The sequence below is a fragment of the Streptomyces sp. NPDC028991 genome (assembly GCF_055564775.1).
The window spans coordinates 290,227-316,599 of sequence record NZ_JBVHVP010000003.1 but is presented as its reverse complement, the minus strand read 5'-3'; the positions used below and the strand labels follow the sequence as shown (position 1 = coordinate 316,599).

Sequence of the window (26,373 nt, the reverse complement as noted above, 5' to 3'; positions counted from 1 at the left end):
TCGAGCAGGGGAGGCGGCTGCGCCCATGCGGGGTCGGCTGGTCGATGTCCGGTACGGCTCCGACCCGGCCGGCGGGGACGGCGGACGGTGCCGCCGGGCCCGTCACCGGCCGGGCCCGGCGGCACGGCGACACCGTCAGGGGCGCACCCGCCGCACCAGGCGCTTGAGCAACGGCCACGCCAGCAGCAGGACGATCACCGCGTACACCGTCACCGCGAACGGCGTGTTGACCAGGCCAGTCACACTCCCGTCGCTGATCTGCAGGGCGCGGCGCAACTGCTGTTCGGCGTTCGGGCCGAGGATGACGCCGATCACCGCGGGCAGGATGGGCAGGCCGTAGCGCCGCATGCCGAAACCGACGAGGCCGATGATCAGCAGCGTCACCAGGTCGACGACCTCGCCGCCGACCGCGTAGGCGCCGACCGCCGCGAAGAACATGATCCCCGCGTAGAGGTACGGGCGGGGGATGCGCAGCAGCTTGGCCCACACCGGCGCCAACGGCAGGTTGAGCGCGAGCAGCAGCACCATGCCGACGAAGAGGGACGCGATCAGGCCCCACACCAGTTCGGGTTCGCGGTCGAAGAGCAGCGGTCCCGGCTGGATGCCGTACTGCTGGAAGGCGGCCAGCATGACCGCCGCGACCGCCGTCGTCGGCAGGCCCAGCGTCAGCATGGACACCAGTGTGCCCGCCGCCGAGGCCGACGCCGCCGACTCCGGGCCCGCCACGCCCTCGATGGCGCCCTTGCCCCACTCGTCCTTGTTCTTGGACAGCCGCTTCTCCGTGACATACGACAGGAACGTGGGGATCTCCGCGCCGCCCGCCGGGATCGCGCCGAACGGGAAGCCGATGAACGGCCCGCGCAGCCAGGACTTCCAGGTCCGCTTCAGATCACCACGGCCGAGCCAGGGACGGCCCACCGGGATCGGCTCGGCCGCCCCGCGCCGCAGGTGCGCCGCCACCCACAGCGCCTCGCCGATCGCGAACAGACCGACCGCGACGATCACCACGTCGACGCCGTCCGCGAGTTGCAGCGAACCGAAGGTAAGCCGCTGCTGGCCCGTCATCTGGTCCAGGCCCACCAGGCCGATCGTCAGTCCGATCAGCAGGGAGGCCAGGCCTCTGACGCGCGAGGAGCCCAGCACCGACGTCACGGCTATGAACGCCAGCACCATGATGGCGAAGTAGTCCGGCGCACCGATGTCCACCGCCAGGTCGGCGACCGTCGGCGCCAGCGCCACCAGCAGGATCGTGCCGATCATGCCGCCCGCGAAGTGACCGATGGCGGCGGCGGCCAAGGCCTGGGCACCGCGCCCCGCCTTGGCCATGGGGTTGCCTTCCATGGCGGCGACCACGGCCGCGCTCTCGCCGGGGGTGTTGAGCAGGATGGAGGTGGTCGAACCGCCGAACATCGCGCCGTAGTAGATGCCGGCGAACATGATGAACGCGGCGACCGGGTCGAGTCCGTACGTCACCGGCAGCAGCAGTGCCACCGCCATCGCGGGGCCGATGCCGGGCAGGACGCCGATCGCGGTCCCGAGCAGCACACCGACGGCGGCCCACAGGAGATTGAGCGGCGTGAGGGCCGTACCGAAGCCGTCCATGAGGGAGTTGAGGGCGTTCATGTCAGAGCACTCCCATCAGCGGACCACCGGGCAGCGGCACGCCGAGCAGCTTGTCGAAGACGACGTAGGTGAACAGGGACAGCACCGCGGCGATCAGCGGATCGCGGTCCGGACGGCGGCTGCCCAGGGCGAAGGCGGCACCCCAGAAGAGCAGGGCCCCGGCGACGGGGAAGCCGGCCGGCTCGATGAGCACCGCCGCGCCGAGGAAGATCCCGGAGAGCAGGAGCACCGTGCGCCAGTCGGCCGGCTCGGAGAGGTCGATGTCCTCGCCGCCCTCGGCCTCGCCCCGGCCGCCGCGCAGGACGTCGACGGCGAGCAGCGCGGCGATCACCAGCAACCCGATGCCGACCGCGATCGGGACGGTCTTCGGGCCCACCGGCCCGCGCTGCGTGATGTCGACGTCCATCGTGAGCGCGTCGGTCAGCACCAGGGCGCCGAGCGCCAGCAGGAGCACGCACACGCCCAGTTCGGAGTGGTCGCGCAGCCACGAGCGCCGCTCGGCCGCCGGAGCCGGGGCCGGGTCGGGCGCCGGGGAAGAGTCGGTCCGCGTCGTCACAGTCCCAGCTCCTTCAGTACCGACACCACACGCTTGTCCTGGGCTTCCAGGAACGCGCCGAACTCGTCACCGGTGAGGAAGGCGTCGTCCCAGCCGTTCTGGTCCAAGGACTTCTTCCATTCGGGAGAGTCGTGCAACTCCTCGACGAGGCGGGTCAGCTTGTTCCGCTCCGCCTCCGAGAGGCCTGGCGGGGCGACGATGCCGCGCCAGTTGGTGAAGTCCACGTCGTAGCCGGACTCCTTGAGCGTGGGCGCGTCCTTGAGGTCGTCGACCCGCTCCGGACCGGTCACCGCGAGGACCCTCAGCTCGCCCGCCTTGATCTGGTCCAGGTACTCGCCGACGCCTGAGACACCGAAGCCGACCTTGTTGCCGAGGATCGAGGCGAGCAGCTCGCCGCCGCCGTCGAAGGGGATGTAATTGACCGACTTGGGAGAGATCCCGGCGGCCTGCGCCATCAGCATCGGGGCGAGGTGGTCGGGCCCGCCCGGCGACGAACCGCCGCCGACCGGGATCTTGCCCGGGGCCTTCTTCCAGGCGGTGATCAGCTGGTCGATCGTCTTGTACGGCGAGTCCTTGCCGACCACGACGACGTCCTGCTCCTCGGTGAGCCGTGCGATCGGCGTGGTGTCGGCGAGGGTCTTGGGCGCGTGGTTGGAGCGGGCCGCGCCGACGACGCCGAGTCCCATGGACATGGCGAGCTTGCCGTTGCCGTGCTCGCTCACCAGCCGGCTCAGGCCCACGGTGCCGCCCGCGCCCGGCAGGTTGAACACCTCGATGTTGTGGGTGAGCCCGGCGTCCTCGGCGTTCTTCGCGGCCGTGCGAGCGGTGATGTCGTATCCGCCGCCCGGCGTGTTGGGAACCATGAAGCGCAGGCCGGGGATCTGCGTGCCGGTCTCGGCGTCGCTGCCCGTGGAAAGCAGCGGCGGTCCCGCGAGCACGAGCACGGCGGCCCCGAGCAGGGCAAGGGGGGTGCGCAGGCGCACGTATGACACCACCTGTCGGTTGGGTAGAGCGATAAGGGGAGAACCCTGTGGGGGAGGGTGACGTGGGCCACATGGTGCCTGGACGCCGACGGCCTGTCTTCCTTGCGGAACCAAGGGAGGTTGTGGTCTTTGCGGTCGCCGGGGGAGGGCGCCCACGAAGTCCGCCCGTGGCGCCCAGGGAGTCCGCCCGCGAGGGCCGGGTCCCGCCCGGTGGAGAGATCGGGGCCGCCTGGTGGAGAGATCGGGGCCGCCTGGTGGAGGGCTGGCGGACCGGCGTCCGGTCGGGTCCCGGTGGATCGTCCCCGGCACAGCACCGGTGGAGGGGCGTGGCAGGTCGCGGGGAGTGTCCGGGTGGATGGCCGGTGCCGCGTCCTGACACGTCGCCGGTATATCGCCGGTACGTCGTCACGGTACGTCGTCGGTACGTCGCCGGTATATCGCCGGTACGTCGTCACGGTACGTCGTCGGTACATCGCCGGTACGTCGTCGGTACGTCGCCGGTGGAGCGTTCCGAAGGTCGCCGGCGGATCGCCGGTTCATTGCGAAGACAGCACATCCCTTTCCTTCGCCGCAGGTGGACGCCATGATGGCGACGCGGCGCACCCGCCGGTCAGCCCCGTTCCCCCGTCAGCCGAGATCGAGTCCGCCGTGGTCCCCACCTTCCGCCGTCAGACCCTCGCGGGCGAGATGCTGGTCCTCCAGCTCGCCATCGTCGTGGTGGTCCTGCTCGCGGTCGCCGCCGTCTCGCTCGCCCAGTCCAAGGCCACCTTCAACCGCGTCGAGGGCCGCCGGGTCACCGCCCTGGCCGAGCAGCTCGCCGCCACGCCCCTCGTACGCAGCCAGCTCCTGCGCCCCGTGCCGCAGGAGGCCCTCGCCCCGCTGGTGAACTCCACGCAGACGCAGTCCGGGGTCACCTCGGTCACGGTGGCCGACGCCGACGGCCGCGTTGTCAGCTCCACCGACCCCACCGTGATCGGCGGCCGGCTGCCGCGCGGCGACGGTGCCGCCGAAGGGCGCGGCTGGTCGGGACCGCTGACCTTCCACGGCAGCCGTGAGCTCGTCGCCCAGGTCCCGGTGTACGGCGCCACCCGGCAGACTCTCGGCCGGCACCTCGGCACGGTGATGGTCGGCGCGGCCGACCCGACGGTGTGGCAGCGCCTCAGCGGTGCCTCCTCCTACCTCCTCGCCTACCTCGGCATCGCAAGCGGTCTCGGCGTGGCCGGCTCCTGGCTGCTCGCCCGGCGCGTCAAACGGCAGACACTCGGTCTCGAGCCGCGCGAGATCGCCGGGCTCGCCGAGCACCGGGAGGCCATGCTCTACGGCATCGCCGAGGGCGTCGTCGCCCTCGATCCGCAGCACCGGCTCACCCTGGTCAACGAGGTGGGCCGGCACCTGCTCGACCTGCCCGCCGACTGTGTGGGGCAGAGTCTGGACGGGCTCGGCATCGACGGACGGCTGCGCGACGTCCTGGCCGGCGTCACGGCTCACCAGGCCGAGCCGCGCGACGAGGTCGTCATCCGCCACGGCCGGGTCCTCGTGATGAACCGTATGACCGTCACCAAGGAGGGCCGTCCGCTCGGCTCGGTCACCACTCTGCGCGACCGTACCGAACTGGCTCGCCTGGAACGGGAGATCGGCTCCTTCCGCAGCACCTCCGAGCTGCTGCGCGCCCAGGCCCACGAGTTCGCCAACCAGCTGCACACCATCTCCGGACTCATCCAGATCGGCGAGCAGGACGAGGTCGTCCGCTATATCCGCGCGCTCAACCAGCGCCGCCAGTCCCTGGACGTCACCCTCAGCCGCCGGGTCCGGGACACCGCGGTCGCCGCGCTGCTCACGGCGAAGTCCTCCCTCGCGGCCGAGCGGCGGGTCGCCCTGCGCGTATCGGACCGTACGGCCCTAGACCGGCTCGCCCCCGAGGACGCCGCGGACGTGGCGACCGTGGTCGGCAACCTCGTCGACAACGCCGTGGACGCCGCCGCGGCGACCGGTGACGACCACGAGGCATGGGTCGAGGTCGAGCTGAGACAGGACGCCTCCAGCGTCGAGATCGTGGTCCGGGACTCCGGGCCCGGCGTGGCGCCCGAACTGGCCCGTGAGGTCTTCTCCCACGGCTTCACCACCAAGGCCGCCTGGCAGGGCGAGCGCGGCATCGGCCTGGCGCTGACCAGGCTGGTCTGCGAGCGTCACGGCGGTGAGATCTCGGTGACCAACACCCCGGAGGGTGCCATGTTCACCGCACGCATGACCGTCAGCCACCTCGCCGACGCGGTGGCGGAAGGAGCAACACCATGACGGGTACGAGCGGCCCGGCCCACGCGACCGCTGCGACCGGCAGGGGGCGCCACACCGCTGCGACCGGTAGGGCGCGCGACACCGCTGCGACCGGTGCCGGGCACCACACCCCTACGACCGGTACGGAACCCACGGCCGCACCGGCCGCACCGGCCGCACCGGCCGCCCCCACCGCTCCGGCCGCCCCGGTCGGTGCGGCGCCCCGTGCCGTCGACGCCGCGATCGGCGTGCTGGTGGTCGACGACGACTTCATGGTGGCCCGGGTCCACCGCGCCTTCGTCGAGCGCGTCGACCCCTTCCGGGTCGTCGGGGTCGCCGGCACCGGGGAGCAGGCGATCGCCGCCGTCGGGGAACTCCGCCCCGACCTGGTCCTGCTCGACCTCTACCTGCCGGACGGCTTCGGCCTCGACGTCATCCCCCGGCTGCGCGCCGCCGGCCACGACTGCGACGTCATGGTGATCAGCGCGGCCCGGGAGGCGGACGCGGTGCGCGGCGCCGTCCGGCACGGCGCGGTGGACTACCTGCTCAAACCGTTCGAGTTCGAGGACCTGCGGGTCCGGCTGGAGCGCTACGCCGTCCAGCGGGGCCGGCTGCTCGGCACGGTGGTGCACAGTCAGGCGGACGTCGACCGCGTACTGGCGGGAGCGGCGCCGGCCGCCCCGGCCCCGGCGCTGCCCAAGGGCATGAGTGTGGAGACCGCCGACCTGGTCGAGCGCACTCTCCGCGAGGCCGACGGCACCCTCTCGGCGAGTGAGTGCGCCTCGCTGACCGGCGTCTCCCGGGTCAGTGCCCGCCGCTACCTGGAGTACTTCCACACCGTGGGCAGCGCGGAGGTCTCCCTGCGCTACGGCGTGGCGGGCCGTCCCGAACGCCGCTACCGATTCCGTGGCGCGGTCACCGGCCTGGTGCTCCCGCCCGCAGTCCGTCCATGACGAAGTCCAGGAACCGGGTGGCCCGCGGCTGCCAGTCCTCGCCGGGGTCGATCAGCCAGAGACCACCGATGACCAGGAAGAAGTCGTCCGCGGAGATGCCGGGACGGATGGTGCCGGCCTCCTCGTTGGCGCGCAACAGGAGCCGGGCCGCGTCCATGACCGGGGTGGGGCGCGGTTTCTCCGGCCCTCCGGGCGCGCTGGTGACCAGCCGGATCGCGTCCGCCAGCCCGGCCTTGGTCATGGCGAACCCGGCGAGACGGTCCATCCACTCGCGCAGGGCCCGCCCGGGCTCCCGCGTGGCGAGCAGTTGGGGCGCGGCATCCGCCACCTGCCGCATCTCGTAGCGGTAGACCTCCAGGACGAGCGCCTCGCGGTTCGGGAAGTTGCGGTAGAAGGTGCCCTGCCCGACGCCCGCCTTCTTGGCGATGGCGCTCAGGGGGGCGTCCGCGCGGCGCGTCAGCTCCTCCGTCGCCACCTGAAGGATGCGTTCGCGGTTGCGCTGGGCGTCCGAGCGCAACGGAGTGTCAGTGCCCCTTTGTTCCGTCTGTTCCTTCTGTTCCTGCTGGTCCTTCTTCGGCGGTGGCACTCGTCCTCCTCCCGGGTTTCGTGGCCGAATCCCGTGCTTGCTAAGCGGACAGCTGTCCGTTACGTTTTCAGTGAGCGGACAGTTGTCCGGTTACCCGCCCACTTTAGCGGCGGATGCGGCCGGCAGGACCGGCCGGTGGCCTACGGCCATGTCGAACCCACTGCCTACAGCCCATTTCCCTGTCACCAGACACCAAAGAAGGCTGACCATGGCCCCAGCGCCCTCGTCGACGTCCAGCGCGGTCGTCCTGAACATCAACGGCGAGAAGCACCACCTGACCGTCGACCACCGCACCACCCTGCTCGACGCCCTGCGCGAGCGACTCGATCTGACCGGTACCAAGAAGGGCTGTGACCAGGGGCAATGCGGTGCCTGCACCGTCCTGGTCGACGGGCGCCGCACGGTCTCCTGCCTGAACCTGGCCGTTGCCGCCGAGGGGCGCGAGATCACCACCATCGAGGGAATGGCCGACGGTGACGGACTGCACCCCGTGCAGCAGGCCTTCCTCGACCTCGACGGCTACCAGTGCGGCTACTGCACACCCGGCCAGATCTGCTCGGCCGTGGCCGTCATCGAGGAACACGCGGCGGGCTGGCCCAGCGCCGCCACCGAAGACGTACGGCCCGAGGCGGGACCGCCACCCCTGACGCCGGATGAGATCCGCGAACGGATGAGCGGCAATCTGTGCCGCTGCGGCGCCTACGTCTCCATCGTCCAGGCGGTCGCCCGAGCCGCCGAGGCCCATGAGAAGACCCAGGGCGGGCCCGAGGCGGAGACCGCGAAGGAGGCGGCGGCATGAGGGAGTTCGGCTACCAGCGCGCCGACGACGTCTCCGGCGCGGTGGCACTGCTCGCCGCCGACCCGGACGCCCGCTTCCTCGGCGGCGGCACCAACCTCGTCGACCTGATGAAGACCGGCGTCGAACGACCCACCCGGCTCGTCGACGTCCGCGGACTCCCCTTGGACGGCATCGAGCCGACCGCCGGCGGCGGCCTGCGCGTCGGCGCGACCGTCACCAACAGCGACCTCGCCGCACACCCCGAAGTGCGGCGCCGCTACCCGGCGTTGTCCCAAGCGGTGCTGGCCGGCGCCTCCGGGCAGCTGCGCAACATGGCCACCGTCGGCGGCAACCTGCTCCAGCGCACCCGCTGCGGCTACTTCACCGACGTCAGCGCGCCGTGCAACAAGCGGGTGCCCGGCAGCGGTTGCTCGGCCGTCACGGGCGAGCACCGCAATCACGCCGTCCTGGGTGCCACCGACCACTGCGTTGCCGTGCACCCCTCGGACATGGGAGTGGCCCTCACCGCCTTCGACGCCGTCGTCACCTACGAAACACCCGACGGACCGGGCGAGTTGCCGCTGGCCGACTTCTACCTCCCCGTCGGGGACACCCCGCACCGGGAGACCGCACTGCCGCCCGGCGCGCTGATCACCGGCGTCACCCTGCCGAACGCCCCGGTCGCCGCCCGCTCCCGCTACCGCAAGGTCCGCGAGCGCGCCTCTTACGCCTTCGCGACCGGTTCGGTCGCCGCCGCGCTCGACGTCGAGGACGGCGTCGTACGCGACGCGCGGCTGGCCTTCGGCGCGGTCGCCTCCCGTCCCTGGCGGGCCCGTGCCGCCGAAGACGTGCTGACCGGCCGGCCGGCCGACGGCGCGGCCTTCGCCGCCGCCGCGGACGCCGAACTCGCGGCCGCCAGGCCGCTGCCCGACAACGGATACAAGGTGCCCCTCATGCGCAACCTCGTGGTGGCCGTCCTGACCGAACTCGCAGAGGAGGCCGCCCGATGACCACCGCCACGACCGGCCGTACGACGGCGAAGGGCGCCGTCGGCACCGCGCACACGCGCGTGGAGGGCCGAGACAAGGTCACCGGAGCGGCCCGCTACGCCGGCGAGATCCCCTTCGCCGACCTCGCGCACGGCTGGCTGGCGCTGTCCACCGTCGCCCGCGGCCGCATCCGCTCGATCGACACCGACGCCGTGCTCGGCATGCCGGGCGTGCTCGCCGTCCTGCACCACGGCAACGCCCCCCGCGTCGACACCGACTACGTCGGCATGCTGGGCATCCGGCCGGACCCGACCGCCGCCGTCTTCCAGAACGACCGGGTGGCGCACGCGGGCTGGCCGGTCGCCCTCGTCGTCGCCGAGACGCCCGAGCAGGCCCGGGAGGCCGCCGAGGCACTCGTCGTCGCGTACGACGAGGAACCGCACGACATCACGCTCACCGCCGACCACCCCGACGCCTATCCGGTCGACGGACACATGCCCGCGGAGACCGAGAAGGGCGACCTGGCGGCCCAACTGGCCGCGTCCGCCGTCGTCCTGGACGCGGAGTACACGACCCCCGAAGAGCACCACAGCATGATGGAGCCGCACGCGGCCACCGCCCTCTGGGACGGCGGCCGGCTGGAGGTCGTCGACTCCAACCAGGGCACCACCTGGATCCAGGGCGAGCTGGCCAAGCTCTTCTCCCTCGACGAGTCCTCCGTGCGGGTGCGGTCCGAACACGTCGGCGGCGGCTTCGGCAGCAAGGGCCTGCGCGCCCACCAGGTCTGCGCCGTGATGGCCGCGACCGTCCTGCAGCGGCCGGTGCGCGTGGTCATGACCCGGCGGCAGATGTTCTCGCTGGCCGGCTACCGCAGCCCCACCACCCAGCGTGTGCGGCTCGGCGCCGACTCCGACGGACGGCTGCGCGCCCTCGAGCACCGCTCACTGAGCCAGACGTCGACCGTGTACGAGTTCGTCGAGCCCAGTGCCGGTGTCGCCAGGGTGATGTACGACGCCGAGGCCCACCGCACGGCCAACCACGTCGTACGGCTCGACGTGCCGTCCCCGACCTTCATGCGCGCGCCGGGCGAGGCGCCGGGCTCCTTCGCCATCGAGGCGGCCCTCGACGAACTCGCCGAGCGCTGCGGCGTCGACCCGGTCGAACTGCGTCTGCGCAACGAGCCCGAGGTGGGCCCGGTCTCCGGACAGCCGTTCAGCGGCCGCAACCTCGCCGCCTGCTTCCGCGAGGGCGCCCGCCGGTTCGGCTGGGCCGACCGCGACCCGCGCCCCGGCCTGCGCCGCGACGGACGCTGGCTGCTGGGCACCGGCACGGCCGCGGCCTCCTTCCCGGCCGGCGCCGGCCCCTCCACGGCCCTCGTGAGCGCCGAGGCCGACGGCACCTTCACCGTGCGCATCGCCGCCGCCGACATCGGCACCGGCGCCCGTACCGCGCTCACCCTGGTCGCCGCCGACGCACTGGAGGTCGCGCCCGAACGCGTCCGGGTCCGGATCGGGGACAGCGACTTCGGGCCGGCGATGATCGCGGGCGGCTCGATGGGCACCCGTTCCTGGGCGTGGGCGGTCACGATGGCGGCCCGCGAACTTCGGGAACGGCTCGCGCTGGGCACGACCGTACCGCCGGAGGGCATCACCGTGCGCTCCGACACCACCGCGGCCCTCGGCGCCCTCGCACAGAAGGAACGGCACTCCTTCGGGGCACAGTTCGCCGAGGTGGCCGTGGACACCGCGACCGGCGAGGTACGGGTGCGGCGCATGCTCGGCATCTTCGCGGCGGGCCGCATCGTCAACCCGCTCACCGCCCGCAACCAGCTCGTCGGCGGCATGGTCTGGGGCATCTCCATGGCCCTGCACGAGGAAGCGGTCCGGGACCGGGCGAGCGGCGGTCTCTACGGCCCCGACCTCGCCGGCTACCACGTCGCCACGCACGCCGACGTCCCGGACGTCGAGGCCGACTGGGTGGACGACCCCGACGCGGACGATCCGGTCGGCATCAAGGGCGTCGGGGAGATCGGCATCGTCGGCGCCGCGGCGGCCGTCGCGAACGCCGTCTGGCACGCCACCGGCGTCCGCCACCGGAACCTGCCGATCCGGCCCGACCGTGTGCTGTCGGCGGCGCTGTCCGAGGACGGGAAGGCGGCCGACGCGGGTGGGGGAGCGGCCGATGCTTGACATCGCCGACGAGCTGAACCGCTGGCTCGCCGAGGGCCGGGAGTTCGCCGTCGCGACCGTCGTCTCCGTCGGCGGCAGCGCACCGCGCGGGCCCGGCGCCGCCCTCGCCGTCGACAGTGAGGGCACGGTGATCGGCTCCGTCTCCGGCGGCTGCGTGGAGGGCGCGGTGTACGAGCTGTGCTCCGACGCCCTCCTCAGCGGCGAGACGGTGCGCGAACGGTTCGGCTACAGCGACGAGGACGCCTTCGCGGTCGGGCTGACCTGCGGCGGGATCATCGACGTGATGGTCACGCCGGTCGGCGTGGACGCGCCCTCGCGGAAGGTGTTCCGGGCGGCGCTGTCGATCGCCGCCGACGGCGGTACCGCGGCCCTCGCCCGGGTCGTCCGGGGCCCGTCCGGACTCCTGGGCCGGGCCCTGCTCGTCCGCCCCGACGGCTCGTACGAGGGCGGTCTCGGCGGCCACCTGGACCTGGACCGCACGGCGGTGGCCGAGGCCGGCGCGCTGCTGGACGCCGGCCGCACCGGCACGGTCGGCCTCTCGGCGGACGGCTCGCACTGCCCCGGCGGGCTGACGCTGCTCGTCGAGTCGAGCGTGCCACCGCCCCGCATGATCGTCTTCGGCGCGGTCGACTTCGCGGCGGCACTGGTGCGGGCCGGTAAATTCCTCGGCCACCACGTGACCGTGTGCGACGCCCGGCCCGTCTTCGCCACACCGGCCCGCTTCCCCGAGGCCGACGAGGTGGTGGTCGACTGGCCGCACCGCTACCTGCGGAGCACGCCGACCGACGGGCGCACGGTGCTGTGCGTACTCACCCACGACGCCAGGTTCGACGTACCGCTGCTGACGGAGGCCCTGCGCATGCCGGTCGCGTTCGTCGGCGCGATGGGCTCGCGCCGCACCCACGAGGAGCGGAATCGCCGGCTCCGTGAGGCGGGCCTGACCGAGCGCGAGCTGTCCCGGCTCCGCTCACCGATCGGCCTCGACCTCGGCGCGCGGACGCCCGAGGAGACCGCGCTCTCCATCACGGCGGAGATCGTCGCCGCCCGGCGCGGCGGAACGGGCGTGCCACTGACGGGCGGGGCGGCGCCGATCCACCGGGAAGTGGCCGGGGCGGCAGCCTGACCGGGCGCCGCCGGCAGGCCGCCCGCCGGTCCCGGCAGGCGGCACCCGGCGGCCCGGCGCTGTCGTACCCACGGGTCGGCCCGGGCGCTGTCGTCCCCACGGGCCGGCGGGCAGCCGTCGTTCCGTGCCGGGGCGGGGCGCGCTCCGGCGGCCGGGTCACGGCAGCGCCGACTCGTCGGCCAGACGAACGGCGCACTCCAGCATCGCCGCGTGCACGAAGGCCTGTGGAAGATTGCCGCGCAACTGCCGCTGGCGCACGTCGTACTCCTCGGCGAACAGCCCGGACGGCCCGCAGGCCGCCCGGGTGCGCTCGAACCAGCGGAAGGCGCCGGCCCGGTCGCCGCTCCGGTGCGTGGCGAGGGCCATCATGAAGCCGCAGAGCAGGAAGGCCCCCTCGGCGTCACCGAGCGGCTCTCCGGTGTGTTCGAAGCGGTACAGATACCCGTCCTCGGCCAGCCGGGACCGGATGTACGCGCGGGTGGCCGCACCATCGTCGTCCCCCAACGCGCAGCCGCGGGCCATCGGCACCAGCAGCGCGGCCTCCGGCCCGTCGTCGTCGGCGGCCCGCCACCAGCGGCCGTCGGCGCCCAGGCACCGGCGCCGGGTCTCCCGCAGCACGGCGTCGGCGAGTGCGGCGCAGCGCCGCCCCGCCGCCCCGGGCAGTACCTGCGCCATCCGCCGCAGACCGCACACCACGCTCAGCCGCGAATGGGTCCACCACCGGTCCTCCAGCTCCCACAGTCCGGCGTCCGGCTTGAGCCACTGCCGTTCCACGACGTCCACGGCGACGGCGGCGGCACGTTCCGCCTCCTCGGTCAGCCGGTCGTACGCGGCGGCCGCGGCGAAGAGCTGCAGCGCCTCGCCGAAGGTGTCCAGCTGGAACTGGGCCCCCGCGTCGTTGCCGACGTGGTCGGCGCCGCCGGGATAGCCGGGCAGCCGCAGCGGGCGTTCTCCGCCCACCGGCAGCCCGTCGACCGTGTAGGCGGGGCGGACCTTGTCACCGTCCTCGAGGATGCGCTCGGCGACGAAGCGCACGGCGTCGTCGACCAGCGGGTGGGGGCCGTGCGCGGCGACCGCGAGACCGGCGTAGCACTGGTCGCGCAGCCACGCGAAGCGGTAGTCGTAGTTGCGTCCGCTGTTGGCCCGCTCCGGCAGCGACGTGGTCGCGGCGGCCACCATGCCGCCGGAGACGCTGGTCAGCCCGCGCAGCACGGCGTACGCGTGCCGGGCGTCGCGTGGCGCGACCAGCCGCGAGCAGTCCGGCACGGCCCGCCGCCACGCGCGCTCCGTGGACCGCCACAACGCGTCGGCGTCGAGCGGTCCGGTCTCCCGGCGCTCGGACAGTTCCAGCACCAGGTCGTGCATCTCGCCCTCGCGCAGCCGGAACTCCCCGCACAGGCCGCCGCCGGCCCGCCAGACGGCCTCGGGCGCCCCGGCGAACCGCATCCGCAGCCCTGCCGCCTCGGCCGTCCACACCCCGTTCTCCAGCCGGGGGCCGCGCAACCGGCCGTTCCCGAAGCCGGGTCGCGGGTCCAGGTCCAGGGCCAGCCGTGCCTCGCCCCGCTCCACACGCATCCGGCGCAGCAGCACGAGCCGGTCGGTGCGGGCCGGCAGGGCGAGGGCCTCACGGCACTCGATCACGCACCCGGAGGTCACCCACCGGCTCACCCGGATCAGCGTGCCCTCCTCGTAGGAGCCGCCCCAGACGTGCCAGGGGTCGGCCGGCTCCACGTTGAAGTGCCCGGCCCCGCCGATGAGCGCGGAGAACACCGCGTCGTCGTGCCAGCGTGGCGCGCACAGCCACACGATCCGGCCCCGGGGGTCCAGGACCGCTCCCCGCTCACCGTCGGCCAGCACGGCGTACTCGCGCAGGGCCCAGGGAGGGCACGACGGGTCCGGGCCCGCCGCACGCTGATCGCCGCTGTCGTTCATGACGCTACGGCTATCCCGGCGCCGGAGACCGAAACGGCGACGCTCCCGACGTCACCGGGATGCCCGCCGCCCGCCGACGCGGCCCACTCCGTGTGGCCGCCCCGTGTCGGCCGCTCCCCGTGCGGCCCGTCTCGGCGGCCCCCAGTGCGGCCCGTCCCGCCCTGACCGACCCGTTTCGGTGGTCGCGCGCCGGCCGTCCCGCCTGAGCCGGCCCGTGCCGGCCGTCCCGTTCACCGCACCGCGCACACCCCGCAGCCGCATCGCGCACCCCCCACAGCCGCACCGCGCGTTCACGGGCTCGCGCCCGAACCCGTCCTCGGCCCCGAGTCCACGCCCGCCGTCATGCCCGCCCCGGCGCGTCCCTGCCCCCGCTCCTCCGCCCCGACCACCCCGTGCTCGCCCAGCGGCCCCACCACGAGCCCCGCCTCTCGACAGTCGCGCACGATGCCGGGCAGGGCACCGAGGGCGGCCCGCCAGCTGCCCGGGGCGCAGACGTGGTCGGTGTCGTGAAGGAGAATCGTGCCGCCCCCACGCAGGTCCGCCGCCACGGTGGCCCGTACCGAGGCGGGCGTGGCGTCCGGCCGCCAGTCCTTGCCCCACGTCGTCCACAGCACCGGCCGCAGCCCCGCCCGGCGGGCGGCGGCCCAGCGGCCGGAGGTGAGGATGCCGTAGGGCGGGCGGTACCAGCGTGGGAGACACCCGGCGACCTCGCCCACCGCGTGGACCGTACGCCGCAGCTCGCGCGCGTCACGCGTCGGCGAGGGCAGCCAAGGGCGGTCGTGCGCCCAGCCGTGGACGGCGAGTTCGTGCCCCCGTCGGGCCAGCTCGAGGGCCGGCTCCGGGTGGCGCACGACGTTCTCGCCCAGCACGAAGAACGTGGCCCGCACACCGAGCCCGTCCAGTACGTCGAGGAAGTGCGGTGTGGACGCCGGATGGGGGCCGTCGTCGAAGGTGAGGGCGACGTGGTCGGGGCGGCCCTGTCCGGCCAGGCCCGGGAACCGGCGCCGACGCAGCTCCGGCAGCCAGGTGGCGGCCGGACCGATGTGGGCCAGCGCGGCGGCGGCGACGGCCGGCGCGACGGCGCAGGCCGCCCGCCCGGCATGGAAGCCCTCACGCATCCGTCTGCTCCAGTCTGTTCCGTCACTTCGTCACTTCGTCACTTCGTCACTTTGTTACTTCGATACTTCGATACTTTGTTGCTTTCTTGCTTTCTTGCTTCATTACTTCGTGGCGTCGTGACTTCGGGACGGATCCGGCCCGTCCCGTGCCGCCGGCGCCGTGTCCCACGCGCCGTGCACCGACGGTGCGCGGGCCAGTCCGACGCTGCCGAGCCCGATCAGCGCCACGCCGATCAGCTCGGGCAGCACCCGGACCCCGAGGGCGATCTGTTCGCCGAACAGGGCCCAGCCGAGGGCGACGCTGGTCAGCGCGTCGCCGAGGGTCAGCGCCGGCTGCGACGCCGCGAGGGTCCCGGCCCGCAGCGCGCTTTGCAGCAGCAGGAAGCTGATCACACCGACCACCGCCGTGGCGTACGGCGGCCACTGGGTCAGGACGGCGCCCACCCCTTGCGGGAGCCGCCCGGTGACCTCCTTGAGCAGGCCCGCCGTACCACCGAACGCCACCGCGGACGCCGATCCGAACAGCGCGGCGCGGGGAGCACCCCGTACCAGGCTGCCGATCGAGGCGAGGGCCGTCACCACGACGAACAGCGCCAGGCCGGCCCAGCCCCACCGCCCCGGAGTCGCCGTGTCATGGCCGGCCGCCGGCGCGGCGCTACCCAGGAACAGCGCGAGCCCCCCGGCCAGGGCGACGAACGCCAGCCAGGTCCGCGGGTCGGGACGCCGGTGGAAGACCACGCTGCCGACCATCAGGGTGAACAGCAGCTCACTGGCCATCAGCGGCTGGACCACGGCCAGACTGCCCACCGCCAGTGCGGCCGCCTGCAGCACCGTCGTCAGGGCGAGCAGCGCCGCGCCGGCCACCCAGTACGGGTCGCGCACCAGCCGCAGCAGCGAGCGCACCACCGTGTGGACGGCGCCGGCCCGGTCCTCGTCCTGCGCGGCGGCCCGGCGCTGCAGCACCGACGCCGCCGCGTTGGACAACGCCGCGAACAGGGCCAGGACGACGGTGAGGACACTCACCGCCGCGCGCTCCCGCTCATCCGGAGCTCACCCGAACCGCGTGGCCAGCCGCCGGTACAGACCCGGAGCCGCGCCCCGCACCCGGCACGGCAGGCGCAGCCAGCCGGGGACGTAGACCTCGTCCCGGCCCCGCACCACCGCGGTCCGCACCGCGTCGGCAACGCGCTCGGCGGGCACCGGACGCGGTCGGGACCGAAGGTAGGGGGTGCCGCGACGCTCGAAGAACGGTGTGTCGACGACACCGGGCACCACGTGGGTGACCCCCACGCCAGTGCCGCGCAGCTCATAGCGCAGGGCGTCCGCGAAGGCGCCGACCGCGGCCTTGGCGGCGGAGTACACGGCCTCGTCGCGCACCGCCACACTCCCCGCCAGCGATCCGATGAGCACCACCCGCCCCGATCCCGCCGCCACCATGCCCGGCAGCACGAGTCGCACCAGCCGCAGGGTGGCCAGCACGTTGATGTCGAGCACCTCGTCGACGGTGTGCGGGGGCATGTCCAGGAACTCCCCGGCCCAGCCGACCCCGGCACCTGCCACCAGGAGGTCCACCGGCCCCACCGTGGCCAGCGTGAAGTCGGCGAGCTGCCGGTCGGTGCCGGGCAGGGTGAGGTCCGCGGCGAAGGCGGTGGCCGAGGCGTCCTCGGCCACCTCGCGCAGCCGGGAAGGATCGCGTCCGCTGAGCACCATCCGCCAGCCGCCCTCGTCACTCAGCCGTCGGGCCAAGGCCGCGCCGATGCCGGACGACGCGCCCGTCACGAGCGCGGTACGCGTCCGCGTGCTCCGGATGCCGACGGGCTCCCGACGGGTCCTGGCGTGATCCGCGTCGGACGCGGCGACCTGCGTCCCGGGCGCGGCCCGGGGGCGGGAGAACGCATGGACCATGAGGACCACCTTGGCTCGGGGCGGACACCGGGAGAAACCGACCGGACGGTCGGGCTCCGGCGCTCGACCGGACGGGCGGTCACGGAGTATCCCTGCTGTAACGCACGAAACGCCCACTTGTGCAGTGGTTTGGGACATGCCGGAAAGGTAACTTGAACCGCCGTGCATCCTCGCAGCTCACCGGCGCCCCACCGGCCCACGAGCCCACGCGCCCCCCGGGCCGGAAGGCGTGTGCTGGTGGTCAGCGCGAGCATGGGCGCCGGGCACGACACGGTCGCGGCCGAACTGGTCCGCCGGACCCGGGAACGCGGGGACGAGGCCCTGATCGTCGACGTCCTCACGCTGCTGCCGTACGGGCTGGGCAGTGCGCTGCGGCACTTCTACCGCGGTTCGGTACGCCACTTCCCCTGGGTCTACGCCGTCCTGTACCGCCTGTTCCTGCGTCCCGGTGCCGGTCGCCGGCCCGGCGGTACACCCCTCGCCCGGCTCGCCGGCGGCCGGCTGCGCGAGCTGGCCGAGCGCTGGGGTGCGGACGTGGTGGTCCCCGTCTTCCATCTCGGCGCCCAGCTGACCGGCCATCTCCGCGCACGCGGGCTGTTGTCGGTGCCCAGCGTCGTCCTCGTGATCGACTTCGCCGTCCACCGGCAGTGGCTGCATCCCGGCAACGACCACCACCTGTGCCTCACGGAGGACGCGGCGCGCGAGGTGCGGGAGAGTATCGGCGCGTCCGCGTCCGCGTGGACGTGCGGTCCGGTCGTCGCTCCGGAGTTCTTCGCCGACGCTCCCACTCGCGATTCCGCCACGCGCGATTCCGCCACGCGCGATATCCCCACTCCCGGCGCTCCCGCGCCCGACACCCCCGCTTCCTCCGCTCCACCTGTTTCCTCCGCCTCCCCTTTTCCTTCCGCTCCTTCCGCTCCTTTCGCTCCTGGAGCGGCCGAGTGGCAGGGGCTGTTCGACCGGATCGGTCCGGGGCGGTCCGCCGTGGTGCTGTCCGCCGGTGCCTGGGGGGTCGGCTCACACCTGGACGCCACCGTCCGGCTCCTGACGGACCACGGCTTCCTGCCGGTCGTACTCTGCGGGGACAACCAACGGCTGCGCCGTGAGCTGTCCGGCGCACCGGACGTGGCCGCGTTGGGCTGGGTGACGGACATGCCCGGCCTGCTGCACGCCGCCCGTGCCCTGATCGACAACGCCGCCGGCCAGACCGCCGTACAGGCGCTCGCCGCCGGACTGCCGGTCGTGGGTTACCGTCCGATACCCGGACACGGCGCGGACGGTGTCCGGCGGATGGCCGCGCTGGGTGTTTCGGACCTTGCCGAGAACGGGACCGCGCTGCTCGGCGCGCTGCGGCGGCTCACCGCCCCGGGCCCGGCCCGGCGGGAACGGATCGCCGCCGGGCACGCGCTGTTCACGGACGACGCGGTGGCCCGGGTGACCGCCCTCGCCGACGTCGAGCGCGCACACCGGTGAGACCGCGCCCGTTTCCCCGGCCCGGTCGGTGGGCACCCGGCCCGGAGCGTGAACCGGCGAAGGAGGCGACGCCGTGCGGCTCGACGAATTCCTGACCCTGGTCCGCGACCGCGGCGAGTACCACAGCGACGAGGAGGCCGAGCAGGTCAGTACGGCAGTCCTGTGGGTGATCGCGTCCCGCGTCGGCCCGGAGGAGGCCGCGGGCCTGGCCGCCGACCTGCCCGCGCCCCTGAACGACGCGCTGCGCCTGGAGCGCGGGCGTCCCGAGTCCTTCGACCGCGAGGAGTTCCTGCGGCGCGTGGCTCAGCAGACGGGCGCCCGGCCGCGCACCGCGGAATGGGACGCGGGCGCCGTGCTCTCGACCCTCACCGAAGCGGTCCCCGGCGAACACGTCGACCGTCTCCTGGCCCACCTGCCCGCGGACTGCGCCGATCTCTTCGGCGGACCGGCACCGTACTGAGAGGCGGTCCGCGCGCCCGCGTTGAAGAGGGCGGGAAGCGGGCACCCGGTCCCGGCCGAAGAGACGGTACCCGCGAGGAGGCATTGATGACGGACGGCGAGCAGCACCCCGGCGAACGCCGCGATGACCGCCCCGACGCACGCTATGACGAAGAGGGGGACACGCCGCTGGCGGGCTATGCGACGCTCGCGACCACCTTCGCGGCGGGTGCCGGGGTCTTCGCCGCGACCGCGTGGCGCCGTGGAGTGCGGCTGCCCGAAACCGTCCCGGCCTGGGATGTGGCACTGCTGGGGGTGGCGACGTTCAAGGCGTCCCGGCTGCTGACCAAGGACAAGGTCACCAGCTTTCTGCGGGCCCCGTTCACGCGGCGCGAGCGCGAAAGCAACGCCAACGAGGTGATGGACGCGCCGCGTGGCGACGGGCTGCGTCGCGCAGTCGGCGACCTGGTTTCCTGCCCGTTCTGCACCTCCGCCTGGGTGGCCGGCGGGCTCGTCGGCACCTATGCCGCCGCGCCCCGTGCCGCCCGGCTGCTGTGTGCCGGCCTGAGTGCCGTCGTGGTGTCGGACTGGCTGCAGTACGCGTGGAGTGTGACGGAGCAGAAGGCCGAGGGGTGACCGAGAGGGGGCATGCCCGAGGGGCGGCCGAGTGAGGAGCGCGCAGTGCGCGAGCGGCGGGCTGCACGAGCGGCGGGCTGCACGAGCGCGCCGCCCGTCGGTACCGTCAGTCGCGCTCCGCGCGTTCGGCCCGCTCCGCCCGCTCGGCGTGCAGCTGCTTCACCCGAGCCGCCTCCTTGCGGACGTCGGCCTGGACGGCCTGCTCCCGCTCCAGCCACTCCGGGCGCTCTTCCTTCAGCGTCTCGATCTGTTCCGTGGTGAGCGGTTCCGTGACCCCGCCCCGGTGCAGACCCGCGATGGAGACGCCCAGCTTGGCCGCGACCACCGGGCGCGGGTGCGGACCGTCGCGCCGCAGCTCCCGCAGCCACGCGGGCGGATCGGTCTGGAGCGCGTTCAGCTCGGCGCGCGTGACGACGCCCTCCCGGAACTCGGCGGGTGTGGCCTCGAGGTACACACCCAGCTTCTTCGCCGCGGTCGCGGGCTTCATGGTCTGGGTGTTCTGGTGCGACGTCATGGTGTCAAGGGTATCGATCGTCTGCGCGACCGCCGACCACGCCCGGTGACCGCGGCTCCGGCCGTGCCTGGTGGCCGCCGTACTCGACCACGCCCGGTAACCTGGCCGGGTGACAGGCTCGGAAGAACCCCCCTCGTTCCGGCTCGCTTACGTCCCGGGGGTGACGCCCGACAAATGGGTGCGCATCTGGAACGAGCGACTGCCCGACATCCCGCTGTCGTTGACCCAGGTGCCCGCCGTCGAGGCGGACGACGTGCTGCGGGGCGGCGAAGCCGACGCCGGGCTGGTGCGGCTCCCCGTCGACCGGACCGTCCTCAGCGCGATCCCCCTCTACACCGAGACCACGGTGGTGGTGACCCCCAAGGACCACCTCGTCACCGCGGCCGACGAGGTGACCGTCGAGGACCTGGCCGACGAGATCGTGCTGCACCCCCTGGACGACGTCCTCGGCTGGGAGCGGCTGCCGGGCCGGCCCGCCCTCGAGCGTCCGGCCACCACGGCGGACGCCGTCGAGCTGGTGGCGGCCGGGATCGGCGTGCTGCTCGTGCCCCTGTCGCTGGCCCGGCTGCACCACCGCAAGGACCTCACGTACCGGACGGTCACGGACGCCCCCGAGTCGGACGTGGCGCTGTCCTGGCCCGAGGACGCGCACACGGACCGGGTGGAGGACTTCATCGGCATCGTCCGGGGCCGGACCGTCAACAGCACCCGCGGCCGGCAGCCCGCCCAGGCACCCGCGAAGGGCGAGCGCACCGAGACGTCCCCCGCGCGGCGCAAACCGCCGACCGGGAAGCAGGCCGGCGGGGCACGGCGCGGCGCGGCCGGCAGTACCCGCACCGGCGGCAAGAGCGGCAAGGGCGGCGCCAAGAGCGGCGGTACCAAGAGCGGCAGGCGCGGCAAGCCTCGCCGCGGTTGATGCCCCCGGCGCTCCCGAACGGCGTCAGCGGACCGTCGGGCTGGGCGTCGGCGCCGAGGTGTTGACCTCCAGCCCCGGCGGCGCGGTGAGGGAGAGCACAGGCTCACCCGGCTGCGGAGCCGGCGGGGTGAGCTGCACCTTGGGCAGGCTCGGCGGGGCCGACTGCTGGAAGTTGACCTGGTCGAAGTTGACCAGGCCGGTCTTCTCCAGCACGGTGATGTGGTCGAGCACGGTGTCGTTGGCCTGATCGGCCAACTGCCGCACCAGGCTGTTCTTGGTGTTGGCCCGGACCTTGGCGATGACCGGGAAGATCTGGCCGTGCGTGATCCGCATGATGTTGACCGCGGTGGTGTCGAACTGCTTGCCCGTGGTCCCGTCCACGGTCGACACGAACTGCTGCTGCTGCGGGGACGCCTGGTTGGGCAGGGTGACGCCCAGCTCGGGCGCGATCTTGCGGCAGGTCGCGTCGAGGCGGGCATGCCCGACGACCAGGTGCTCGCCGGCCTCCTTCATCTCGGGAGACGAGCCCCGCTCCATGGCCATCAGGCCCAGGGGGTGTTCCCACAGTCCCGCGGCCCGGACCTTCACCACGAAGTCCCGGTCTGCCTCGGTGAGTGGCCCGTACACCGTGTTGGTGATGACACGGTCCTGCGTACTGGCCGTGTTCTGCACCCCGAGCATCGTCGGGTAGGCGAGCGCGGTGAGGGTGAGGACCAGGGCACCGGCCACGAAGGCGGTCCCTGCCGTGGTGCGCGTGATGCGCATCGTGCCTCCTGGGGCAAGACAGGCTCGGACACCAGGAGGTACGGATACGAACGGCCGACCGATCACCTCCGCGGGTAAAAACTTGCTCCCGCCCGCCCCGCCCGTCGGCCCCCGCCCCTCTGCCTCCGCCTGTCGGCCCTCCGCCTGTCGGCCCTCCGCCTGTCGGCCCTCCGCCCCTCTGCCCCTGCCCCTCGTCTGCCCCGTCCCTCGTCTGCCCTCGCCCGCCTCGTCTGCCCTCGCCCGCCCCGTCGGCCCTCGTCGGCCTCCCGTCAGTACGGTCAGCCGGCCCGGACCGCCCGGGCGAGCCAGTCGTACGCCGCCCGCGCGGTGAACTCGCCCTGACCACCGCGCAGCAGCAGCCCGGCGGTGGTGAATTCCGGGGCGTCGGCCTGCGCCGCGACGTACGGGACCGCGATGCAGCGCATCCCGGCCGCGTGCGCGGCGGCGGCCCCGGGGGCGGCGTCCTCCAGGACCACGCAGTCCCGCGGGTCCGCCCGGAGCCGGCGCGCCGCCTCCAGGAAGACGTCGGGCGCGGGCTTGCCCCGCGCGACCTCGTCGGCCGAGACGACCGTGCGCAGATGCGCGTCCAGGCCGGTGCGGGACAGGATCGCCTCGATGGCCTCGGGCGAGGATCCCGACGCCACCGCCAGCGGCACGCCCTCGCCCGCCAGCAGTTCGACGAACGCGCGCATCTCCGGGTACGCGCGGGCGGAGGCGCGGGCCAGGTCCAGGTAGTGGCGGTTCTTGACGGCGAGCAGTTCCTTCACCGGGGCGCGCAGGCCGTACCGCCGCTTCCAGTCGGCGACCGTCTCCTGGGTGCTGATGCCCACGTATCCCTCGTGGTCCGCCCAGGTGAAGTCCGGTACGCCGTACTCGGCGAGGGTCCGCCGGCCCGCCTCGTAGTAGTTCGGCTCGCTGTCCACGAGCGTTCCGTCGAGATCGAAGATGACCGAGATGCCGCCGAGAGTGCTCATGAGGCCCAGCATGCCAAGGGCCCGGCGCTCACTTTCGTGCCGTGCGCCCGATCGACTCCACCAAGGGCAGCAGCCGGTGCGCGACGCGCTCGCGCAGCACCACCTCGCTGCGGGTGCGGACCACCCCCGGCAGGCTGATCAGCTTCTGGACCACGTCCTCCAGGTGCGCGTTGTCGCGCGCCACGACGCGGGTCAGCAGGTCTCCGCCGCCGGTGATGGAGAAGGCCTCCACGATCTCCGGCACGGCCGCCAGTGCCTCGCCCACCTCGTCCAGGTGGCCCTGGGTGACCTCGATGTGCACGAAGGCGAGCACCGGGTGGCCCAGCGCGGCGGGGGAGAGGGACGGTGCGGTGCCGGTGATCACGCCGTCCCGCTCCAGCCGGTCGAGCCGGGCCTGGAGCGTGCCGCGGGCGATCCCCAGAAGGCGGGCGTACTCGCGCACGCTGGTGCGCGGCTGCTCCAGCAGCAGCCGCAGGATGCGGGTGTCGAGTTCGTCGACTGCCATGGCGGCCCGGGTCCCCTCGTCGGCCATTGGCTCTTCGGTGGCCGTAGGAATGCCACCAGTACTGTACCAATGGCCCACTCTGGCACGAGCCAGTTGAGCCACTGGTGGCGGGGATGCTCCTATAGGAGGGTCGATGGCGCTGCGGATCCCGTGGCGCCTTTTTCATGCCAGTGACATGCCAGTGACATGCCAATGACCTCGGGTCAGAGTGCGCCAGTGTGCGAGGGGGCGGTAAGCAGTGCTGAAGAAGGTGTTCGTGAGCCCGGATCCGGGCCGGTCCCGGTTGCGGTTCGCCGCTCGGGCCGTCCTCGGCATCGGGCTGGCCGTCGTCGTCTGCGGCCTGGCCGGTACCTCTCTCGTGGGTGCCGTCATCGGCGGGCTCGCCGCGCTGCTCGCGCTGTTCACCGTCACCGACGCCACCGTGCGCGGGCAGGCGGTCACCACCGCGCTGCTGCCGGTCACCGGACTGCCCGTGCTGACCGCCGCGGCCGCGCTGCACGACCTCCCGGTCGCCAGGGACCTCACCTTCCTCGCCGTCGTCGGCGCGGGCGTGTACGCCCGGCGCTGGGGCCCGCGCGGGCACAGCCTCGGCGTGTTCGCCTTCATGACCTTCTTCATCGCCCAGTTCCTGCACGCGACCACGGACCGGCTGCCCGAGATGTTCGCCGCCGTCCTGCTGTCCGTGACCGCCGCCGCCGCGGTGCGCTTCGGCCTGTGGTGCTACGAGCGCCGCCTGCCCCCGCCCATCGCCCCCGCACCGCCCGCCGGTACCGGACTCGCCCGGATCACCACCCGCCAGGCGGTCCAGGCCACCGTCGGCGCCGGGTTCGCTCTGGTCGTGGGCCAGCTGGTGTCCGAGGAGCGCTGGTACTGGGCCGTCGGCGCCACCTGGTGGGTGTTCGTCAACACCACCTCGCGCGGCGAGACCCTGGTCCGCGGCTTCCGCCGGGTCCTCGGCACCGTCGTCGGCATCGGCCTCGGCTTCCTGATCGCCGTGCCGCTGGCCGGATCCGCGGTGCCCACGGCCGTGCTCGTCGCCGCCTGCGTCTTCGGGATCTTCTACACCGCCGCGGTCTCCTACACCTGGATGATGCTCTGCGTGACCCTGCTCGCCGAGCTGCTCTACGGCCTCCTGGACCTCCTCAGTCCCGGCCTGCTCGCCCTGCGGCTCGCCGAGACCGGCGTGGGCGCGCTCGGCGCCGTACTCGCGGTGCTCCTCGTCCTGCCCGTCACCACGCACGCCGTCACCGACGCCTGGATCCAGCGCGCCCTGCGCTGCGTCCACGCCTGCACCGCCGAGGCCGCCGCCCGCCTCGCCGGCACCGAGGGCGCGGACCCCGCACCGCGGGTGGCCGAACTGGAACAGCTGCTCGGCCGGGTGCGGCTGTCGGTCGCCCCGCTCGTGCACCCCCTGAACCCGATGTACGGCCGCAAGCGGCGTGCCCGCCGGGTACTCGCCCTGCTCGACGACTGCGCCCGGGAGATCCGCGGCCTGGTCGCCGTCGCCGCCGACCCGGAGGCCTCGCACGACGCCCGGCTGGCCGCAGCCTGCTGGCGTGTCGAAAGCGCGGTCGAGGCGCTCACCGGTGGTGGGACCGTCCCCGCCCACGCGGGCGGGCCACGCGCCACCGAACCCGCGTTGGCCCACCTCCACGGCCTGGAGCGCGCCCTGGCCGAACTCGCCGCACCCCTGCGCGCTCCCTCCGGCTCGCCGCTCGTCGGCGCCTGAGCCGTCCGGGCACGCGCCACCCATTTGGTCTAGACCGAATCTGATCGACTGCTACCGTCGCCCCGGGGCAGACGATCAGCGGCACTCGCGCCGAGGCACTCACCGAGGCGCGGGACGACGCGGGACGACGCGTGACGAGAGGCGGCAGCGGTGGCGGACGGTGAGAGGCGGCAGCGGCGGGCGTACATCGGGTCGTTCACGGCGGCCGGCGGCCCCGGAATCCTGACGGCGGCCGTCGCACCCGACAGCGGCGCGCTCACGGTCCTGAGCGGCACGGACCGGGTGCCCGACCCCTCCTACCTGGCGCTGGCGCCCGACGGGGACATGCTCTACGCCGTAAGTGAGACGGCCGAGGGCGCCGTGGCCGCCTACCGCGTGGCCGGGGACAAGCCCGAACCCGCCGGACGGCCCGTACCCGTGGGAGGGGACGGGCCCACTCACCTCAGCCTGTACGCCGGGCACGTCCTGACCGCCAACTACGGCTCCGGCAGCGTCACCGCCGTGCCGGTCCGCCCGGACGGCGCCCTCGCCCGGTCCGCGTCCGGCCTCCTCCAGCACACCGGATCGGGTCCGCACGCCCAGCGCCAGCAGGGACCGCACGCCCACCAGGTGCGGCCCGACCCCAGCGGGCGGTGGGCCGTCAGCGTGGATCTCGGCACCGACTCCGTGCGGGTCTGCACCCTGACGGACGGCGCCCTCGCCGTGCACCGGGAGATCGCGCTGCGCCCCGGCTCGGGCCCGCGCCACCTGGCCTTCCACCCCGACGGCGCCCGCGCCTACGTGGTCAACGAACTGGCCCCCACCGTCACCGTCTGCCGCTGGGACGCCGCCGACGGCGTACTCCAGCCCCTCACCGAGGTACCGGTACTGCCGGGTGCCCCGGCCGGCGACGCCTTCCCGTCCGGCATCGTGGTCTCGCCCGACGGCCGTTTCGTGTGGACCGCGACCCGGGGAGAGGACGTCGTGTCCGTCCTCGTGGTGGAGCCGGACGGGCTCCGGCTGTTCGGGACCGTGCCCTGCGGCGGGCACTGGCCGCGGGAGATCGCCGAGTCGGACGGCTTCCTGTACGCGGCCAACGAGCGTTCCGGAGACGTGACCTGGTTCGACCTCGACCCGGAGACCGGCGTACCGAGGCGCTCCGGCTCGCTCGCGGTACCGGCGGCGTCCTGCGTGGTCTTCGGCTGACCCGGCGGCGGCCCCGTGGCTCCCCCCCCGCACGTGCGCCGCACCGGACGAGCACGAGGCGGGACGAGGCGAAGACCGGGCGGGCAGGAGGCGGGCACGAGGCGGGCACGAGGCGGGCATGGGACGGCATGGGACGGCATGGAACGGGGAAGGCCCGACCATGACGAAGGGCCCGCTCCTGCACCGGAGCGGGCCCTTTCAGTCGTGCGTCTCTCGGTCGTGCGTCTCT

At 73.6% G+C, this 26,373-nt stretch carries 24 protein-coding genes; 12 read left to right on the top strand and 12 right to left on the bottom strand.

Annotated features, from left to right (window positions below):
- Positions 1-135: 135 nt before the first annotated feature.
- From ACZ4V1_RS09040 to ACZ4V1_RS09030, 3 genes are read right to left on the bottom strand one after another with little or no spacing between them, the layout of a single operon-like run.
- Positions 136-1,623: a tripartite tricarboxylate transporter permease gene (locus ACZ4V1_RS09040; protein WP_468331669.1), complete on the bottom strand. Its 1,488-nt coding sequence runs from the start codon at positions 1,621-1,623 to the stop codon at positions 136-138.
- 1 nt (position 1,624) lies between these two features.
- Positions 1,625-2,179 carry a tripartite tricarboxylate transporter TctB family protein gene (locus ACZ4V1_RS09035; RefSeq protein WP_468331666.1) on the bottom strand — a complete coding sequence of 185 codons (555 nt, stop codon included), beginning with the start codon at positions 2,177-2,179 and terminating at the stop codon, positions 1,625-1,627.
- On the bottom strand, positions 2,176-3,162 hold the full coding sequence (locus tag ACZ4V1_RS09030; RefSeq protein WP_468331663.1) for a Bug family tripartite tricarboxylate transporter substrate binding protein: 987 nt from the start codon (positions 3,160-3,162) through the stop codon (positions 2,176-2,178). The genes ACZ4V1_RS09035 and ACZ4V1_RS09030 overlap by 4 nt, the downstream gene beginning before the upstream one ends.
- Positions 3,163-3,810: 648 nt before the next feature.
- Here ACZ4V1_RS09030 and ACZ4V1_RS09025 point away from each other — a divergent pair.
- Both ACZ4V1_RS09025 and ACZ4V1_RS09020 read left to right on the top strand, forming a co-directional pair.
- The gene (locus tag ACZ4V1_RS09025; protein WP_468331660.1) at positions 3,811-5,457 is read left to right on the top strand and encodes a sensor histidine kinase; all 1,647 of its coding nucleotides are present in this window, start codon (positions 3,811-3,813) and stop codon (positions 5,455-5,457) included.
- Positions 5,458-5,678: 221 nt separating this feature from the next.
- The gene (locus ACZ4V1_RS09020; protein ID WP_468332318.1) at positions 5,679-6,389 is read left to right on the top strand and encodes a response regulator; all 711 of its coding nucleotides are present in this window, start codon (positions 5,679-5,681) and stop codon (positions 6,387-6,389) included.
- Here the strand turns inward: ACZ4V1_RS09020 and ACZ4V1_RS09015 are convergent.
- Positions 6,352-6,975: a TetR/AcrR family transcriptional regulator gene (locus ACZ4V1_RS09015; protein ID WP_468331657.1), complete on the bottom strand. Its 624-nt coding sequence runs from the start codon at positions 6,973-6,975 to the stop codon at positions 6,352-6,354. The genes ACZ4V1_RS09020 and ACZ4V1_RS09015 overlap by 38 nt on opposite strands.
- 208 nt (positions 6,976-7,183) lie before the next feature.
- Between ACZ4V1_RS09015 and ACZ4V1_RS09010 the strand changes: the two genes are divergently transcribed.
- From ACZ4V1_RS09010 to ACZ4V1_RS08995, 4 genes are read left to right on the top strand one after another with little or no spacing between them, the layout of a single operon-like run.
- Positions 7,184-7,774, top strand: a complete 591-nt coding sequence (locus ACZ4V1_RS09010; protein ID WP_468331655.1) for a (2Fe-2S)-binding protein — start codon at positions 7,184-7,186, stop codon at positions 7,772-7,774.
- Positions 7,771-8,763 carry an FAD binding domain-containing protein gene (locus ACZ4V1_RS09005; protein WP_468331652.1) on the top strand — a complete coding sequence of 331 codons (993 nt, stop codon included), beginning with the start codon at positions 7,771-7,773 and terminating at the stop codon, positions 8,761-8,763. Before ACZ4V1_RS09010 ends, ACZ4V1_RS09005 begins: the two co-directional genes overlap by 4 nt.
- Positions 8,760-10,931 (top strand): xanthine dehydrogenase family protein molybdopterin-binding subunit, encoded by a 2,172-nt coding sequence (locus ACZ4V1_RS09000; RefSeq protein ID WP_468331649.1) that lies wholly within the window; start codon positions 8,760-8,762, stop codon positions 10,929-10,931. Before ACZ4V1_RS09005 ends, ACZ4V1_RS09000 begins: the two co-directional genes overlap by 4 nt.
- Positions 10,924-12,054 (top strand): XdhC family protein, encoded by a 1,131-nt coding sequence (locus ACZ4V1_RS08995; protein WP_468331646.1) that lies wholly within the window; start codon positions 10,924-10,926, stop codon positions 12,052-12,054. The genes ACZ4V1_RS09000 and ACZ4V1_RS08995 overlap by 8 nt, the downstream gene beginning before the upstream one ends.
- Positions 12,055-12,210: 156 nt before the next feature.
- Here the strand turns inward: ACZ4V1_RS08995 and ACZ4V1_RS08990 are convergent, their stop codons facing one another.
- From ACZ4V1_RS08990 to ACZ4V1_RS08975, 4 genes are all read right to left on the bottom strand, one after another.
- Positions 12,211-13,986, bottom strand: a complete 1,776-nt coding sequence (locus ACZ4V1_RS08990; RefSeq protein WP_468331643.1) for a glycoside hydrolase family 15 protein — start codon at positions 13,984-13,986, stop codon at positions 12,211-12,213.
- Positions 13,987-14,276: 290 nt separating this feature from the next.
- Entirely contained in the window at positions 14,277-15,104 is an 828-nt protein-coding gene (locus ACZ4V1_RS08985) for a polysaccharide deacetylase family protein (protein ID WP_468331640.1), read from the bottom strand.
- A gap of 102 nt (positions 15,105-15,206) precedes the next feature.
- The gene (locus ACZ4V1_RS08980; protein ID WP_468331636.1) at positions 15,207-16,127 is read right to left on the bottom strand and encodes a DMT family transporter; all 921 of its coding nucleotides are present in this window, start codon (positions 16,125-16,127) and stop codon (positions 15,207-15,209) included.
- A 27-nt stretch (positions 16,128-16,154) separates the two neighbouring features.
- Positions 16,155-17,009, bottom strand: coding sequence for an SDR family NAD(P)-dependent oxidoreductase (locus ACZ4V1_RS08975; protein WP_468331633.1), 855 nt, complete (start codon positions 17,007-17,009; stop codon positions 16,155-16,157).
- 237 nt (positions 17,010-17,246) lie between these two features.
- On the opposite strand from ACZ4V1_RS08975, the gene ACZ4V1_RS08970 reads away from it, so the two are divergent.
- The 3 genes from ACZ4V1_RS08970 (at position 17,247) to ACZ4V1_RS08960 (ending at position 19,556) form a co-directional block, all read left to right on the top strand.
- On the top strand, positions 17,247-18,482 hold the full coding sequence (locus tag ACZ4V1_RS08970) for an MGDG synthase family glycosyltransferase (RefSeq protein WP_468331630.1): 1,236 nt from the start codon (positions 17,247-17,249) through the stop codon (positions 18,480-18,482).
- A 73-nt stretch (positions 18,483-18,555) separates the two neighbouring features.
- Positions 18,556-18,942 (top strand): DUF2267 domain-containing protein, encoded by a 387-nt coding sequence (locus ACZ4V1_RS08965; RefSeq protein ID WP_468331627.1) that lies wholly within the window; start codon positions 18,556-18,558, stop codon positions 18,940-18,942.
- A gap of 86 nt (positions 18,943-19,028) precedes the next feature.
- The gene (locus ACZ4V1_RS08960) at positions 19,029-19,556 is read left to right on the top strand and encodes a DUF1360 domain-containing protein (RefSeq protein WP_468331624.1); all 528 of its coding nucleotides are present in this window, start codon (positions 19,029-19,031) and stop codon (positions 19,554-19,556) included.
- 106 nt (positions 19,557-19,662) lie between these two features.
- Here ACZ4V1_RS08960 and ACZ4V1_RS08955 read toward each other — a convergent pair whose 3' ends face one another.
- Positions 19,663-20,070: a DUF5997 family protein gene (locus ACZ4V1_RS08955; protein WP_468331621.1), complete on the bottom strand. Its 408-nt coding sequence runs from the start codon at positions 20,068-20,070 to the stop codon at positions 19,663-19,665.
- A gap of 109 nt (positions 20,071-20,179) precedes the next feature.
- Here ACZ4V1_RS08955 and ACZ4V1_RS08950 point away from each other — a divergent pair, with 109 nt between their 5' ends.
- On the top strand, positions 20,180-20,986 hold the full coding sequence (locus ACZ4V1_RS08950; RefSeq protein ID WP_468331618.1) for a LysR family substrate-binding domain-containing protein: 807 nt from the start codon (positions 20,180-20,182) through the stop codon (positions 20,984-20,986).
- A gap of 24 nt (positions 20,987-21,010) precedes the next feature.
- Here the strand turns inward: ACZ4V1_RS08950 and ACZ4V1_RS08945 are convergent, their stop codons facing one another.
- The 3 genes from ACZ4V1_RS08945 to ACZ4V1_RS08935 all read right to left on the bottom strand — a co-directional run bounded on the left by ACZ4V1_RS08945 (position 21,011) and on the right by ACZ4V1_RS08935 (position 23,230).
- Positions 21,011-21,751 (bottom strand): DUF4142 domain-containing protein, encoded by a 741-nt coding sequence (locus ACZ4V1_RS08945; protein ID WP_468331615.1) that lies wholly within the window; start codon positions 21,749-21,751, stop codon positions 21,011-21,013.
- Positions 21,752-22,029: 278 nt separating this feature from the next.
- On the bottom strand, positions 22,030-22,725 hold the full coding sequence (locus ACZ4V1_RS08940) for an HAD family hydrolase (RefSeq protein WP_468331612.1): 696 nt from the start codon (positions 22,723-22,725) through the stop codon (positions 22,030-22,032).
- A 28-nt stretch (positions 22,726-22,753) separates the two neighbouring features.
- Positions 22,754-23,230 (bottom strand): Lrp/AsnC family transcriptional regulator, encoded by a 477-nt coding sequence (locus tag ACZ4V1_RS08935; protein WP_468331609.1) that lies wholly within the window; start codon positions 23,228-23,230, stop codon positions 22,754-22,756.
- Between the two features lie 238 nt (positions 23,231-23,468).
- On the opposite strand from ACZ4V1_RS08935, the gene ACZ4V1_RS08930 reads away from it, so the two are divergent.
- Positions 23,469-24,959, top strand: coding sequence for an FUSC family protein (locus ACZ4V1_RS08930; protein ID WP_468331606.1), 1,491 nt, complete (start codon positions 23,469-23,471; stop codon positions 24,957-24,959).
- A 150-nt stretch (positions 24,960-25,109) separates the two neighbouring features.
- The gene (locus tag ACZ4V1_RS08925) at positions 25,110-26,144 is read left to right on the top strand and encodes a lactonase family protein (RefSeq protein ID WP_468331603.1); all 1,035 of its coding nucleotides are present in this window, start codon (positions 25,110-25,112) and stop codon (positions 26,142-26,144) included.
- Positions 26,145-26,373 lie beyond the last annotated feature (229 nt).

Coding starts and splice junctions, on each gene's coding strand:
- ACZ4V1_RS09040 (WP_468331669.1), bottom strand. CDS start 1,623: ATGAACGCCCTCAACTCCCTCATGGACGGCTTCGGTACGGCCCTCACG.
- ACZ4V1_RS09010 (WP_468331655.1), top strand. CDS start 7,184: ATGGCCCCAGCGCCCTCGTCGACGTCCAGCGCGGTCGTCCTGAACATC.
- ACZ4V1_RS09005 (WP_468331652.1), top strand. CDS start 7,771: ATGAGGGAGTTCGGCTACCAGCGCGCCGACGACGTCTCCGGCGCGGTG.
- ACZ4V1_RS09000 (WP_468331649.1), top strand. CDS start 8,760: ATGACCACCGCCACGACCGGCCGTACGACGGCGAAGGGCGCCGTCGGC.
- ACZ4V1_RS08995 (WP_468331646.1), top strand. CDS start 10,924: ATGCTTGACATCGCCGACGAGCTGAACCGCTGGCTCGCCGAGGGCCGG.
- ACZ4V1_RS08990 (WP_468331643.1), bottom strand. CDS start 13,986: ATGAACGACAGCGGCGATCAGCGTGCGGCGGGCCCGGACCCGTCGTGC.
- ACZ4V1_RS08985 (WP_468331640.1), bottom strand. CDS start 15,104: ATGCGTGAGGGCTTCCATGCCGGGCGGGCGGCCTGCGCCGTCGCGCCG.
- ACZ4V1_RS08975 (WP_468331633.1), bottom strand. CDS start 17,009: ATGGTCCATGCGTTCTCCCGCCCCCGGGCCGCGCCCGGGACGCAGGTC.
- ACZ4V1_RS08960 (WP_468331624.1), top strand. CDS start 19,029: ATGACGGACGGCGAGCAGCACCCCGGCGAACGCCGCGATGACCGCCCC.
- ACZ4V1_RS08955 (WP_468331621.1), bottom strand. CDS start 20,070: ATGACGTCGCACCAGAACACCCAGACCATGAAGCCCGCGACCGCGGCG.
- ACZ4V1_RS08945 (WP_468331615.1), bottom strand. CDS start 21,751: ATGCGCATCACGCGCACCACGGCAGGGACCGCCTTCGTGGCCGGTGCC.
- ACZ4V1_RS08940 (WP_468331612.1), bottom strand. CDS start 22,725: ATGAGCACTCTCGGCGGCATCTCGGTCATCTTCGATCTCGACGGAACG.
- ACZ4V1_RS08935 (WP_468331609.1), bottom strand. CDS start 23,230: ATGGCAGTCGACGAACTCGACACCCGCATCCTGCGGCTGCTGCTGGAG.